This is a genomic window from Sphingomonas arantia, from assembly GCF_042682045.1.
In the GTDB taxonomy this organism is placed as follows: domain Bacteria; phylum Pseudomonadota; class Alphaproteobacteria; order Sphingomonadales; family Sphingomonadaceae; genus Sphingomonas_R; species Sphingomonas_R arantia.
In genome coordinates, this window is record NZ_JBHUGS010000003.1 from 252508 (window position 1) to 265536 (window position 13029).

Consider the following 13029-nt stretch of genomic DNA (forward strand, 5'->3'; position numbering starts at 1 on the left):
ATGCGAATCCCACATTGCTCGCGTCCAAGTCCTACGTTAGCTCTTGCAAGCGGAAACGCGTTGCCGCACGGCGCGCGAAGAGCATAAAGGCGCCAATGCGCCCGGGGGGGGACGATCTGAAAGTCCACAAAAAGGTGACCGCATTCCGAAATTTGCTTCGGCGGACAGTCACAAACTCGCGACGCACAACGGAGGTCCCACGCCAAGGGAATCGAGACGCATCACTGAGGCTACCGATCGACAGCGAGGATATAACGGCATTCACCGCACGCGTCGATCTCGCGCTGCGAGCGCCGGGTAGTTACGTTTATATTGATACGTCGTTTCTGATGTGGTTGATCAAGATAAGCCCCGCTTCGCGGGCCGAATTTTACGGATGGCTCGAGGGGGCGTGCGCCGACCGTGTGGCCGTCCCCACTTGGTCGCTTCACGAATTGTACCGTCACCATGTCGAAGGCAGGATAACCATCGACCTGGACGAACATATCAAGAAGCTGACAAAAGTAATCGGCGAAAGCTTTCCGACAATGTGGACTTTGTTTGATGAGCCCCTCAATGGCGCATCAAGCGTTTCACTGCAGCGTGAACAGGCAAAAGATGCGCTCAGAGCGGTTAGGACGCTGACCGATCGGACAACGGCATGGAAAGCTAGTTACGAACGCAACGCTCGTGAGGTTATCGAGTTCGCTAATGCGAGAGCGATGAAGGGCGGGGAAATCTTCGACCGATTCTCTTCAATCGAGACGCTGGCCGACGCCCGCTTCACGGGCCGGGTGCCGCCTGGATTTCAGGACAAGCGCAAGAAGGAAACCGAAACAGACGATCATGACGGCAATGACGTCGTGATCGGTAGCAACCGGTGGGGCGACCTTGTCTTCTGGCAAGAGATTTTAGAACACGCGCGCGCCCACCGCGTCAGGACAGTCGCAATCCTGACTAAGGACGTAAAAAACGACTGGCGGATGGCTGGCAAGCTGCCCGTGCGGGGAGATAACGAAGGCAAGGCCAGTGGCGTCCAGCCCCCGCACCCAATGCTTAGTTTCGAAGCAGCGCGAACCGCCGACGCCCGTGAACTGGTGCTCCTCGACCAGGCTCGTCTGGCAGAAGTCATGAAGCGGGGACCGGGTGATGTCGCAGGTTTCGTCGCGGCCGCGCAACCACCCAGCCTTCCGCCCCCGAAGACGGATGCAGAGTTGCGGAATGAGGCACGAGAACGGCAGGAGCGTGAATTGGAAAGGATCGCTGAAGGCGCGGCTCGTGCGACCAGCGTCCGCTTCCTCGACCCTTCGAGCCTAACTGCGAGTGACGCGGTCGTGCAGCGCGCACTATATGACACCCGGGACGATGCCGCGTCTCCGAGGGGGCTTGAGGAATTCGAATCCAATTTCGGCAAAGCGCTCGCATCACAAGATGCCCTCGGCCTGATAACTAGCGGGGTCGCGGGAAGCCTTGGTGGCGCGGGTCTGGTTGGGTTTGCTCGTCGACTTCTCATTTCAGCTAATGGTGATACACAGCGCGCTGCGGTCGCGGCCGATCTCGCAGCCGCGCTGAGTTCGTTTCCGAAAGAGACAGCGACGTTCCTGTTTATGGGGCTCCTTGCCGGCACTTATCTCGATGGCAAAAACAAGCTGCTATGTACGCCGAATGGTCTCGTGGCGCAGAAGCTGCTTGTCATGCTCGATCAGCCAATCGCCCGGGCACCGATCGAGCAGATCCGAAAGAAGGCACTGTCGGCGCCTCGCTTGCCACTGTTCATACCCTCGGACCCGTTGCCAATATTTGCTGAAATTAAGATAGACACGGAGCTCGACCGAAACAGGGCGCTACGCGCAATCTGGATCAACGATCATAACCTGATCATCGACGTTCAAGCGGACCCGAAACTCCGAATCGCTCGCCGGTTCGGAAGCGCCCAGCTCACAGCCGAGCTTTTGCTGGACCATCTTGCTGATCTCTACGTTTTGCCGCGGCGCCAGCTCGGCCCCGCCGGCACAGCGATGGACGGTTATACATACGACGAACATATAGGGTTGCGTGCGCCGACCGATGTCTGGCGAGATGTCACCGGGGAGAAGAAGTAATGGCCGGTACCCGCAATATTGAGGTCGACCCGTATTTCGGCGGATTCGTTCTCGAGACGCTGACGATCGGAATGTACGAGGAGACCCGGAATGCGATTCGAGAGTATGTGCAGAACGGCTTCGATTCGATCCAGCGTGCGGTAAACAAGCTACACCAGCTCCGACCGTCTGATGGGCTTATCCGCATCATCTTCGACGCCGACGGTGCCGGTATCCGCATCCGTGACAATGGTGCCGGTCTGTCGTCTGACACTGCCGTGAAAACGCTCACATCGATCGGGGCATCCGCGAAAGACTTCTCGACCGATGCAGGATTTCGAGGGATCGGGCGCCTTGCTGGCGTCGCGTTCTGCGAGACGCTTACGTTCACCACAAAGGCAAGCGGAGAAAGCGCCTCTACGAAAGTCGTTTTTGATGCGAAGAAGATGCGTGAGATGATGTCGCCGGAGCGGGGCAGTCGCTACACCGCTCAGCAGCTCCTAAAAGATTGCGTGAAGGCCACTCAGGACGACGCGCTTGCTGCCGATCTTCCATTCTTTGAAGTCGCAATGCGCACTTTCGTTGAAGCGCCGAAAGAGGTGACATCCGCGACGGAAATGGCGCTTTTCCTCGAGCAAGTGTCCCCCGTGGATTACCGCGATGACTTCCCATTCGCCGATGCGATTCGGGAGTTTGCTAAGTCTGCGCCGGTGCCGATCGAAACTGTGAAGATTGTAATTGAGGAGCCCGGCCAACAGCCAAAGCCGGTGTTGAAACCGTTCACGGCAAAGTTCGCTATCCAAGACGTAGAAGCAAAGGTCGCGCTATCGGACAAGAAGTTCTACATTTCTCCCACCAAACAGTGGTGGGCATGGGTCGGCAAGAAGGAAGTACCTGGCTCATATACTGACGAAGAGGTGCGAGGCATTCGCGTTCGTGCGAAGAACATTCAGATAGACGGCACGGCGGTCGTTCGCGAAATTTTCCAGCGCCAAAACAAGTCAAATGGGCGCTATCAGGATTGGTTCATCGGGGAGATTTTCGTCGATCCTAAGGCGATTGTGCCCAATGCGCGGCGCGACGGCTTCGAAGACACTAAGGCGTGGACGACGATACGGGGGGAAATCGGTTCGAGCGTCTGCAAGGACGCCGGCACTTGGGCGCAGGACGTGTCCAATCAAGGTCAGCTTTCCTTGGAGAAGCTGACGCAGAGGACGGAACGGATGGTAGAGGACTTTGAATCCCTACGCCGCAATGCCTTCAGGAATGGTGACCGAACGCTCAAAGTTTCTTCGGATATGACAAAGCTTCACTCGGAGGTCAGCAGAGCATCACGCAACGCAGATGCGTCAACACTCAGTTCACTGCAGTCGCTCGGAGCTCGGTTGCTCGACATGAAGACCGAGGCGGTAGGCAAGCTCGCACCGCCAGCTCCTGAGATGGATACGGACAGGATCGAAAATGAAGCGCGCGACGCTTTGCTAGGCGAACTGATGGCTGTCTTCGAACAACATCTAGAATTGCCCTGTTTGACCAGCGTGCGAGGAATTGTACGTCGCGACTTCGGCTGGCCGCGGTCATAGAATTACACCGCAGAGCACCGATCGAATTATGTAATAATCTGTTCGGAATGCTAGCCGGATGAGTTAGCCAATACACTACGTGCCGTTTAGAGGATGGAGCAGGAGGGATTGGTCGTGCAATATTGGGGATCCCTCAAGCGTTATACGAGCACGCTCGCAGCGCTCGACACGTTGATCAACCGTCGCATCACCTTGCTGAACACGCTTGCTTGGGCGGATCGTAACGACCGTGAGCTGATGGACCTTTACGCCAGCACTACCCCAAGAGGGGTTGCCTTCGCGTATTGCATGGCAGAAGGAAACGAAACGGCGCATCATTGGCAGGTTTTCGCTGACCACGGCTTCGGTGTGTGCATCGCGTTCGATAAAGCGAGGCTTATCGAAGCGGTTTCGCTCGATCCCGCTATTAAGCACGGCTCAATGAGTTATGTGAACTGGCGAGATCTGAGCTTAGAGAAACCGTTTCATGCCCTACCGTTCATTAAGCGGCAAGTCTTTCGGGCGGAGCGAGAGTACCGGCTTGTAGCCGTTCCCGATGCACCTTTCGAAGAACCTAGTTATAATTTAGCAATCCCGCTCAATTGCATCACGAGCGTTGCCATGAGCGGGGAGGTCCCTGCCGCCCACTTCGAAACTTTCAGGCGGTTAGTCCGCACTCTTCCGGATTGTGGCAAACTATCCGTACGCCATTCCGGTCTCCTTCGTAACCGACGGTGGGCTGCGGCTGTCGATGCGGCTCGCACGTATCAAACCGTAGACGACGCCGTACCTGATCCAGCTTAAGCAACCAGATTCCCACGACGAACATGCAGACCCCCGCGCCATTGTCTAAACGAAGGTCCGTTAATCGCCGAGCGCTGCTCGAAACCGGCCATTCCGGGTTCCACCATTGCCATCGAGATGGTCGGTCGCCGATGAAGAAACCACGTGTTGATAGTAGGCTTGGCTCTATTGCTCACGATTCTCACGCTAAATATGGCGGGTACCAGTGCCAGATCGACGATACTGGCGCTGGTGGCCGTGCTCCTGATCGAGACCGCGGTCGCGATTCAGCGCCATCGTCGAGCGAAACTCATCGGCATTAGGCGCAGCATCAAGGCGTCGATTCGGGCGACTACGACATCGCTAGTTCGTTAACTCAATGTCCGGGAGCCTGCTCCTGTCGAGGAGAAGAGTGCGAGTGTTGTGCGTCCGGACGATCGCACCACTCACGATGCGGGACTTCGGGGTGCGGACCGACGAAGTAATTACTCGTCGTCCGTCCGGGAACCTTTCGCGCCGGTCCCGCGAGACGAGACCGACCACACGGACCTCGACCCGGGTCGGGTCAAACGGCTCGACCGACGCTGGCGCTACTGATCTTGCAGATGCCATGCACACGCGCGAGACAACAGACGCTGTTTGCCAGTCGGCCTGGCCTTCGGCGCTCATGCGTAGACCGGAGCTTCGTATGCGAATTGATGCAAAGCGCGCAGTTGGCTCAAAGCCTGGTCAGCTGTCCAGCAGTGCCGCTCAACCGTCGCAAGCCTTGAACTACCGACTTGGGCACGTTCGACAACGGCTCAGTATCGTCGGCTAGTCCGACGTAGCGAACGAAGCCTCTTCTACATATCATGTGTTTGATTAGTTCCGATTCCCATAAGCGCAAACTGGAAATTCGAGTCGATTGGCGACGATGGTTGCAAGCGGCTCGACATTGCGGTCATCTGCCGGGACTCCGAGCGGACTGCGATTTACGATCCAGTTGAGCTTTCGCGCTATTTCATGGCGCGGCGCTGGTCGATCCGGTCGCTCGACCCACGTCACTTCACTTGCCGCTTTCGGTCGCGTGACATCCTTGTGCAGGCGATCGGTAACGAGCACCGCCCCGACATGCCAGATCGCCCACCGATCCTGCAGCCGGTCTATCTGCGACTGGGCTATGGCTGGCGCAAGAACCACCTAACCGAACCGTTCGAGCCGCCGTCGGTGGCCCTGCTGCGTCAGTTGCAGGCGGAAGACCCTGCGCTGAGCTTTGCCTGGCGGGTCCGTCAGCTACGCGACTGCTTCCGCGCCGAGATCCGGTGCGCACCCGACATCGGGATCGGAGCCGGGTTCCACGGCGATGGCCCATCCCAGCGGGCGGCATTGTCGGTAGCGGTGTGCGACGCTGTGCGGAACTGGCGTCACACGGAGAGCCGGCGGCATCTGCGCCCTGAGATGAGCACTGCCGAGATCGACCTGTTGGACGCAGAGCGGATGGTTATGTCAAGCAACCTCAACGGGGCGCTCAATGCATCTGTCGGAGGATGGTCGAGGTCTTGCCTCACCGAATCAACATCGGATCAGCCCTTGAAAATCAACGGCGCAATCAAAAATAGCGGCACTCAGGCAATTACCGAAGCTTCAAACAAGTATTTAGGAACTCAGATAATTCTGTAGGTCGCACATGTGTCCGACCTTATTTACGGGTGACGAAGGATTTTAACGGGTGTCCGAACTTTTTTCAGGATTGCCACGCCGTTAGGAGCCCGAACGATCGTTCACTCCACCGTGACCGACTTCGCCAGGTTGCGCGGCTGGTCGACGTCCGTGCCCTTCAGCACCGCGACATGGTACGCCAGCAGCTGCACCGGGATCGCGTAGACGATCGGCGCGATCAGCGGGTGGACCTTGGGCATCGTGATCGTCGCCAGGCAATCCTCGCCCGCCGCCTGGATCCCGTCATAGTCGGAGATCAGCACCACCTTGCCGCCGCGCGCCTGCACCTCCTGCATGTTCGACATCGTCTTCTCGAACAGCGGCCCGGACGGCGCCAGCACGATCACCGGCACATGATCGTCGATCAGTGCGATCGGGCCATGCTTCATCTCCCCCGCGGCATAGCCCTCGGCATGGATATAGCTGATCTCCTTGAGCTTCAGCGCACCCTCCAGGGCCAGCGGATAATCCGGCCCGCGCCCCAGATACAGCACGTCGCGTGCCCCCGCGATCTGCCCGGCCACCACCGCGATCGCCTCATCATAGGCCAGCGCCGCGTTGATCGCCGCCGGTGCCTCCTCCAGGTGGCGCACGATCTCGCGCTCTTGCCTGGGGTCGAGCTTGCCGCGCGCCCGCGCCAGGTTCGCCGCCAGCGCCGCCAACACGGCCAGCTGGCACGTGAACGCCTTGGTCGATGCGACCCCGATCTCCGGCCCGGCATGCGTCGGCAGCAACAGGTCCGCCTCGCGCGCCATCGTGCTGGTCGGCACGTTCACGACCACCGCGATCTTCTGCCCCCCCGCGCGTGCATGGCGCAACGCCGCGAGCGTATCGGCGGTCTCGCCCGACTGGCTGATGAACAGCGCCAGCCCGCCTTCCTCCATCACCGGATCGCGGTAGCGGTACTCGGACGCCACATCGATCTCGACCGGCAGCCGCGCGAACCGCTCGAACCAGTATTTCGCGACCATCCCGGCATAATAGCTCGTCCCACACGCCACCACCGTCACGCGCCGGATGTCGGCGAAGTCGAAATCCGGGATCGGCAGCGCGACCTGCCCGTCGAGCGGCCGCAGGTAGCTGCGCAGCGTCTGCGCCACCACGATCGGCTGCTCGTAAATCTCCTTCAGCATGAAATGGCGGTGGTTGCCCTTGTCGATCTGCGCGCCGGACACGCCCGACAGCGTGATCTCGCGCTCCACCGGATTGCCGTCGCGGTCGTGGATCGCGGCCCCCTCGCGCGTCACGACGACCCAGTCGCCCTCCTCCAGATACGCGATCCGCTGCGTCAGCGGCGCGAGCGCCAGCGCGTCGGACCCGAGGAAGGTCTCGCCGTCGCCATAGCCCACCACCAGCGGCGACCCGAGCCGCGCGCCGATCAGCATGTCCGGTTGGTCGCGGAACAGGATCGCCAGCGCGAACGCGCCATGCAGCCGCTTCAGCGCCGCCACCGTCGCGGCCTCCGGCGTCGCGCCCGCCTCGACCTGCTCCGAAATCAGGTGCGCCACCACCTCGCTGTCGGTCTGGCTCTCGAACACCCGCCCCCGCGCGGTCAGCTCGTCGCGCAGCGCCTTGAAATTCTCGATGATCCCGTTGTGGACGATCGCGACCCGATCGGTCGCATGCGGATGCGCGTTGCTCGTCGTCGGCCCGCCATGCGTCGCCCAGCGCGTATGCGCGATCCCGATCGCCCCGCTCAGCGGCTCGGCATCCAGCACCCGCGCCAGATTGTCGAGCTTCCCCTCCGCGCGCCGCCGGTCCAGCTGCCCGTCATGGATCGTGCAGACCCCCGCGGAATCATACCCGCGATATTCCAGCCGCCGCAGCCCCTCGACCAGCCGCCCCGTCACGTCGCCCGCGCCCACGATCCCGATGATGCCGCACATGATATCGTCCTTTCATGACCCCGCGCGCGCGTGGGGTCGTCATCGTCATTGCGGCCCACCAAACCCGTTTGGTTCGAGCCTGTCGAGAACCCTGCGCCACCCGCTCGGTTCGAGCCTGTCGAGAACTCGCGCAGTTCTCGACAAGCTCGAACCGAACGGGGGTTAGGGATGGTTCACAACATCACCGCTTCGCCATCCGCGCCCGGAACCGCGCCGCCCAGCCGGGATGCGCCTCCTGCCGCCCGCGCGCCACGACCAGCGCATCGGCCTCGACATCGCGCGTCACCACCGATCCCGCCCCCACGATTGCCCCGTCGCCGATCACGACCGGCGCCACCAGCGCGCTGTTCGATCCGACGAACGCCCCCGCGCCGATCACCGTCCGCGCCTTGTTGTACCCGTCGTAATTGCAGGTGATCGTGCCCGCGCCAACATTCGCCTTCGCCCCCACATCCGCATCGCCGATGTAGGACAGGTGGTTCACCTTCGCCCCGGCGCCCAGCACGGCCTTCTTGATCTCGACGAAGTTGCCCACCTTCGCCCCCGCGCCGATCACCGCCCCCGGCCGCAACCGCGCATAGGGGCCCACGTCCGCCCCCGACGCGATCGTCGCCCCCGCGATATGGCTGAATGCATGGATCGTCACCCCGTCCGCCACCACCGCACCCGGCCCGAACACCACGTTCGACTCGATCGTCACGTCGCGCCCCACGACCGTGTCATGCGCGAACCAGACCGTGTCGGGCGCGATCAGCGTGGCCCCGTCCGCCATCGCCTGCACCCGCCGCCGCGCCTGCCACCCGGCTTCGACCGCGGCCAACTCGCCACGGCTGTTAATCCCGGCCACCTCCGCCGGATCGGTCTCGACCACCGCGGCATGGCCCGACAGCGCCAAGATATCGGTCAGATAATATTCGCCGGCCGCATTGTGGTTGCCGACGCGCGCCAGCAGGTCCCACAACGCATCGGATCGCACCGCCATCAACCCGCTGTTGCACAGGTCGACCATCCGCTCGGCCTCGTCCGCGTCCTTATACTCGACGATGCGGTAGACGACCCCGTCCGCCGCAATCACCCGGCCATAATGCGCCGCGTCGTCCGGCCGGAACCCCAGCACCACGACCGCGGGCGCATCCGCCGCGTGCAGCCGCGCGACCATCGCGCGCATCGTCGCCGACGACACCAGCGGCACGTCACCGTACAGGATCAGCACGTCGCCCTCGAAACCGGCGAGCGCCGCCTCCGCCTGCTGCACCGCATGCCCCGTGCCAAGCTGCGGCTCCTGCACCGCCACCGTCACGCTTTGCCCCGCGACCGCGGCCTCGACCTGCTCGCGCCCCGACCCGACCACCACGACCCGCTTTGCCGCACCGATCGCGTCCACGCTCGCCAGCAGGTGCGCCAGCATCGGTCGCCCGGCGATCGGGTGGAGCACCTTGTGCAGGTCCGATTTCATCCGCGTCCCCCGCCCGGCGGCCAGGATGACGGCCGCCAGCGGGCGGGGAATGGCGGCGGCGGCGGTCTGATCGGTCGACATGCGCACCGCTCTGCCATGTTACGCTTGCATATTCCATAACGGCCGGGTGACAGCGGCGTCATGCAAACGTCTCGCTTTCCCTTCACCGTCGTCGCCTTCGATCTGGACGGCACGCTCGTCGATACCGCGCCCGATCTCACCGCCGCACTCAACCATGCGCTGGGGTCGCTCGGCCGCCCCGCGATCGATCCGGAGTCGGTCCGCCACATGGTCGGCCACGGCGCGCGCGCGCTGCTGCGCCAGGGATTGCAGGCCACCGGCACCTGCGACGAAAGCCTGATCGACCGCGGCTTCCCGGTCTTCATCGATCACTATACCGCCCATATCGCCGACACGAGCCGACCCTATCCCGGCGTCGCCGAAGCGCTCGACCGGCTGGATGCGCTCGGTGTCAAACTGGCGATCTGCACCAACAAGGCCGAATCGCTGGCGCTCCGGCTGGTCGAAGCACTTGGCTGGCAAAACCGCTTCGCGGCGATCGTCGGCGGCGACACGCTCCCCGTCCGCAAGCCCGACCCCACCCCGCTGTTCGCCGCGATCGCCCGCGCCGGCGGTGGCCCCGCCGCGTTCGTCGGCGATTCGATCACCGACACCGACACCGCCCGCGCCGCCGCCCTCCCCTGCATCGCCGTCACCTTCGGCTTCCGCGACCGCCCGGCGGAGGAGCTCGGCGCCACCGCCCTCATCGACCATTTCGACGAACTGATCCCGGCACTGATGAAACTGCAATCACCCCAGATCTGAACCGTTCCCCGGCGCAGGCCGGGGTCTGGATGCAACCGGAACACCTAGACCCCGGCCTCCGCCGGGGAACATCTGCTTACCGTCGCGCCTTCGTCCACAAATGCCGCGCCAGCATCGCCGGCGGCATCCGCAGCCAGTGCGACCGCACATAGAACGCCAGCCGCGTGCCGCGCCGCACATCACGCCCCCACCCGTCCACCGCCAGCAACCGCCGGCGGAACAGCCGGTCCGCCACCGTCAGCCGCCGCCAGTCTTCGGGTACCGCAGTCCCGTACAACGCATGCGCCAGCCGCCCCGCCCGCGCCACCGCCGGCTCCAGCCCATGCAGCGCCGCCCGCGCCGACAGCCCGTCCGGGCCACTCTCCCCGATCAAACAGTGGATATCCCACAGATTGCGCAGCCCGCCGGCCAGGTCCCCATCCGCGAACAGATGCGCCGCCGCATGGACGATCCGGTCATGCGCGCTCAGCATGCGCAACCCGTCCGGCAGCACCACGCTGTCCGCCAGCATCAGCGCCGCATCCGGCGTCGGCCGCGCGGTCAGCGGCAGGATCGTGTGATGCACGTCGATCATCCGGTCGCGTGACGAGTGGATCAGCGGCGGCAGCTCGTGCATCCAGCGCCGGTAATAAGCGTCGTCATACGGATCGGGTTTCACCCACTCCCACCCCGCCGCCAGCAACGCCGTCTCGACCGCATCCAGCGCATCGCGCGGCACCAGGATATCGAGGTCACCGATCGACCGCCCCCGCCCCGCCGACAGCCCGCCCGCGGCATAGGCCGTCCCCTTCAGCAGCACGACCGGCACGCCCAGCGGCGCAAGCGCCCGCCGCGCCATCTCCGCCTCCCACAATGCCGACCGCCGCTCCTGCGCCGCCTGCACCAGCGCGTTGTCGCACCAGGTCGCGACCGTAGCGGGCACCGCCACCCCGGCCAGCCGCTCCGCCAGCGTGCCGCCCAGCCGCTCCGCCAGCGCCGCGCACAGCATCGCCGTCCAGCGCGCGTCGTCGAACCCGACGGCCCGCCCCGGCACCGCCAGCACCTGCGTCAGGTCGCGCGCCGCCCGGCTCACAGCGCGTCCCACAGCTGCTCGACCAGCGCCACCGCGGTCGCCGTATCGGGATAGTCCACCGCCACCGTCGGCACCGTCGTCACCAGCCGGGTCAGCGCGTCATAACCCGCCCGCCCCAGCGGCCCGTAATTGGTCGACGCCTGCGTCAGCCGGACGAACGCCTCGGCCGACCCCATCCCCTCGGCCGCCTCCGCCCCGCCATACTGCGGAAACAGGATCAGCGCCGGCATCGCCGGTTCGTCCATCCGCGTGATTGCCGTCGCGTCGGGCCGCAAATGCCGCAACCGCCCCTTCGGCGTGCCCGTCAGTTCCGCGCCGAACCGCGCCTCCGGCACATGGCGCAGCATCTCGTCGATCGCCGTATTCTTCAAACTCGTCGCGCGGGGAAACGCCCGCGCTGCGCCCGTCGCCAGGTCGATCAGTGCGAACTCGTCGCCCATCAGCCGCCAGCCGCGCGTCGCCAGCACCGCCGCTAGCGTCGACTTGCCCGACCCGGACTCGCCCGACATGATCAGCGCGCGCCCGTCGCGCTCCACGCCCGACGCGTGGAGCAGCAGCCAGCGCCGCTCGCCCAGCGCCAGTTGCAGGTTCATCCCGATCTCGGCCGCCAGCACGCCGTGCGCCAGGTCGAGCGGCAGCGCCTCCGGCAAGATGTAGTCGCCGCGCACCGCCACCGACGGCCGCACCCAGCGCCGCCACGGCCGCTCCGCCTCTAGCCTGACGGTGTAGTCCGGCACCCCGACCGGCGGCGGATAGTCGCGGTACAGCGAGCGTAACGCCGCGATCGGCGCGGCCCAGTCCGATCCCACCCGGAACGCGACCGGCCCGATCTTCAGCCCGATCGCATGCCTCATGCCGCGCGGACCAGCCCGCTCACGGTCAGTTCGTCCAGCCGCTCGGCTACCACCGCCGCAACGTCGGCTGCGTCCCCGCCGTCCATGTCATAATCGGCGCGCAACCGCGCTACGATCTCGTCCAGCGTCGCCGCCCCACGGTCGGGGGCGATCGCCGCCAGTATCTCCGGCACCGGCGACGCCAGCAGGTGCGTCGCGCCCGATGCGGCATGGTACACGACTGCAAAGCCCTCCATCACCACCGACGGCATCGCCGCGTCGGCAATATGACGACGCTCGGCCATGCGCCCGGCCGCTACTTGGCCCTGATCGAAACGAAGCAGGTGAAACCGCTTTGTCCATTCTGCAACCGCAGCATGTAGGCGGTATAGGCCTGCGTCTGCTCGCGCGTCGTGCCGGGGTAGAGCCTGCCCTGCAGCAGCGCCTCGCGAATTTCCTGACCCTTCAACGGCTGCGACGGCGGGCGCACCGCGTTGCGCGTGTACGGCGGCACGACGGTGCCATCGGCCATCAACCAGCCGCCCGACTGCCGCGGTTGCGGCACGGGGATCTGGCACGTCAGCACCGACGTCGCGGTCTGCGCCAGCGCCGGGCGGATCGTCACGACCATCGATGCGCCCGCCGCACCCATCATCAGCATGCGGCGACGCGAGGCACCCGGACCCGCGCCCTGGACGGCGTCGGTCGGCGCACCGCTGGCCGCCGCGTCCTGTGCCGCCCGGTCGTCGGCGCCGTCGGTCCTGTCTTCGCTCATCGCCATTCCTGCGCAGTATTCCGCCCGATGCCTACCAACGAACACCGGTGAAAGCGAGCCGCCGTTGGTCGGGTTAAGG

11 protein-coding genes are annotated in these 13029 nt (G+C 64.2%); 5 read left to right on the top strand and 6 right to left on the bottom strand.

Annotated features, from left to right (window positions below; translation table 11 throughout):
• Nucleotides 1-95: 95 nt before the first annotated feature.
• The 4 genes from ACFSGX_RS12585 (at nucleotide 96) to ACFSGX_RS12600 (ending at nucleotide 6064) form a co-directional block, all read left to right on the top strand.
• Nucleotides 96-2081: a PIN-like domain-containing protein gene (locus tag ACFSGX_RS12585; protein WP_380930379.1), complete on the top strand. Its 1986-nt coding sequence runs from the start codon at nucleotides 96-98 to the stop codon at nucleotides 2079-2081.
• Nucleotides 2081-3643, top strand: a complete 1563-nt coding sequence (locus tag ACFSGX_RS12590) for an ATP-binding protein (RefSeq protein ID WP_380930381.1) — start codon at nucleotides 2081-2083, stop codon at nucleotides 3641-3643. Before ACFSGX_RS12585 ends, ACFSGX_RS12590 begins: the two co-directional genes overlap by 1 nt.
• A gap of 108 nt (nucleotides 3644-3751) precedes the next feature.
• On the top strand, nucleotides 3752-4426 hold the full coding sequence (locus tag ACFSGX_RS12595) for a hypothetical protein (protein ID WP_380930383.1): 675 nt from the start codon (nucleotides 3752-3754) through the stop codon (nucleotides 4424-4426).
• Nucleotides 4427-5407: 981 nt separating this feature from the next.
• Nucleotides 5408-6064 (top strand): hypothetical protein, encoded by a 657-nt coding sequence (locus ACFSGX_RS12600; protein ID WP_380930384.1) that lies wholly within the window; start codon nucleotides 5408-5410, stop codon nucleotides 6062-6064.
• A gap of 101 nt (nucleotides 6065-6165) precedes the next feature.
• Here the strand turns inward: ACFSGX_RS12600 and glmS are convergent, their stop codons facing one another.
• Nucleotides 6166-7989 carry a glutamine--fructose-6-phosphate transaminase (isomerizing) gene (glmS, locus tag ACFSGX_RS12605; protein WP_380930386.1) on the bottom strand — a complete coding sequence of 608 codons (1824 nt, stop codon included), beginning with the start codon at nucleotides 7987-7989 and terminating at the stop codon, nucleotides 6166-6168.
• 181 nt (nucleotides 7990-8170) lie between these two features.
• Entirely contained in the window at nucleotides 8171-9526 is a 1356-nt protein-coding gene (gene glmU, locus ACFSGX_RS12610; protein WP_380930387.1) for a bifunctional UDP-N-acetylglucosamine diphosphorylase/glucosamine-1-phosphate N-acetyltransferase GlmU, read from the bottom strand.
• A gap of 60 nt (nucleotides 9527-9586) precedes the next feature.
• On the opposite strand from glmU, the gene gph reads away from it, so the two are divergent.
• Nucleotides 9587-10270 (top strand): phosphoglycolate phosphatase, encoded by a 684-nt coding sequence (gph, locus tag ACFSGX_RS12615; protein WP_380930389.1) that lies wholly within the window; start codon nucleotides 9587-9589, stop codon nucleotides 10268-10270.
• Nucleotides 10271-10346: 76 nt separating this feature from the next.
• Here the strand turns inward: gph and ACFSGX_RS12620 are convergent, their stop codons facing one another.
• From ACFSGX_RS12620 to ACFSGX_RS12635, 4 genes are read right to left on the bottom strand one after another with little or no spacing between them, the layout of a single operon-like run.
• Nucleotides 10347-11354 (bottom strand): nucleotidyltransferase domain-containing protein, encoded by a 1008-nt coding sequence (locus ACFSGX_RS12620; protein ID WP_380930391.1) that lies wholly within the window; start codon nucleotides 11352-11354, stop codon nucleotides 10347-10349.
• Nucleotides 11339-12196 carry an HprK-related kinase A gene (locus ACFSGX_RS12625; protein WP_380930393.1) on the bottom strand — a complete coding sequence of 286 codons (858 nt, stop codon included), beginning with the start codon at nucleotides 12194-12196 and terminating at the stop codon, nucleotides 11339-11341. The genes ACFSGX_RS12620 and ACFSGX_RS12625 overlap by 16 nt, the downstream gene beginning before the upstream one ends.
• Nucleotides 12193-12480 carry an HPr-rel-A system PqqD family peptide chaperone gene (locus ACFSGX_RS12630; protein WP_380930395.1) on the bottom strand — a complete coding sequence of 96 codons (288 nt, stop codon included), beginning with the start codon at nucleotides 12478-12480 and terminating at the stop codon, nucleotides 12193-12195. The genes ACFSGX_RS12625 and ACFSGX_RS12630 overlap by 4 nt, the downstream gene beginning before the upstream one ends.
• 11 nt (nucleotides 12481-12491) lie before the next feature.
• Nucleotides 12492-12950: a hypothetical protein gene (locus ACFSGX_RS12635; RefSeq protein WP_380930396.1), complete on the bottom strand. Its 459-nt coding sequence runs from the start codon at nucleotides 12948-12950 to the stop codon at nucleotides 12492-12494.
• Nucleotides 12951-13029: the final 79 nt, after the last annotated feature.

Excerpts from the sequence above, each read along its gene's own strand:
- ACFSGX_RS12625 (WP_380930393.1), bottom strand. The coding sequence starts at position 12,196 with ATGAGGCATGCGATCGGGCTGAAGATCGGGCCGGTCGCGTTCCGGGTG.
- ACFSGX_RS12635 (WP_380930396.1), bottom strand. The coding sequence starts at position 12,950 with ATGAGCGAAGACAGGACCGACGGCGCCGACGACCGGGCGGCACAGGAC.
- gph (WP_380930389.1), top strand. The coding sequence starts at position 9,587 with ATGCAAACGTCTCGCTTTCCCTTCACCGTCGTCGCCTTCGATCTGGAC.
- ACFSGX_RS12590 (WP_380930381.1), top strand. The coding sequence starts at position 2,081 with ATGGCCGGTACCCGCAATATTGAGGTCGACCCGTATTTCGGCGGATTC.
- glmS (WP_380930386.1), bottom strand. The coding sequence starts at position 7,989 with ATGTGCGGCATCATCGGGATCGTGGGCGCGGGCGACGTGACGGGGCGG.
- ACFSGX_RS12585 (WP_380930379.1), top strand. The coding sequence starts at position 96 with ATGCGCCCGGGGGGGGACGATCTGAAAGTCCACAAAAAGGTGACCGCA.
- glmU (WP_380930387.1), bottom strand. The coding sequence starts at position 9,526 with ATGTCGACCGATCAGACCGCCGCCGCCGCCATTCCCCGCCCGCTGGCG.
- ACFSGX_RS12600 (WP_380930384.1), top strand. The coding sequence starts at position 5,408 with ATGGCGCGGCGCTGGTCGATCCGGTCGCTCGACCCACGTCACTTCACT.
- ACFSGX_RS12630 (WP_380930395.1), bottom strand. The coding sequence starts at position 12,480 with ATGGCCGAGCGTCGTCATATTGCCGACGCGGCGATGCCGTCGGTGGTG.